The organism is Flavobacterium sp. H122, from assembly GCF_004959765.1.
GTDB lineage: Bacteria > Bacteroidota > Bacteroidia > Flavobacteriales > Flavobacteriaceae > Flavobacterium.
Genome location: NZ_SJZD01000044.1, coordinates 1 through 365 on the forward strand (window position 1 = coordinate 1; position 365 = coordinate 365).

Below are 365 nucleotides of genomic sequence, written 5' to 3' on the forward strand. Positions count from 1 at the left end.
CTTATTGATTATGTTCCCGGAGATGTTGTTTTTGGGAATACCGGAAATGACGGAGGAAGAACTGCATGGACTTTTGATGCTGATGGCGACATCATGGTACCAGGAACCTTAATCGTATCAATAGACTATGAAGGAGGTGGAACAAAACCAAACGTTAGAATTAGAGTATGGATGCATCAGTCTATACTTGCGAACTTCAATAGTTTACCCAACAGACCTTTCAACATCGACCCTGTTTCCTTTGAAACTGGACTTGATGCTAACGGCTACGGTTATGTAAGAATTGAAGCTTTAGATAACAGCACTCCAAATATTTTTGGTCGTGTTAACAAAGAAGCTGCAACTCTAGCTCCACCTTGGGGATC

Annotated in this window: 1 protein-coding gene; it reads left to right on the plus strand. The window is 41.4% G+C overall.

Translation table 11 applies throughout. The annotated features are described in order from the left end of the window. A partial coding sequence (locus tag EZM65_RS15605) for a hypothetical protein (protein ID WP_169051733.1) occupies positions 1 to 365 on the plus strand: 365 nt, incomplete at both ends.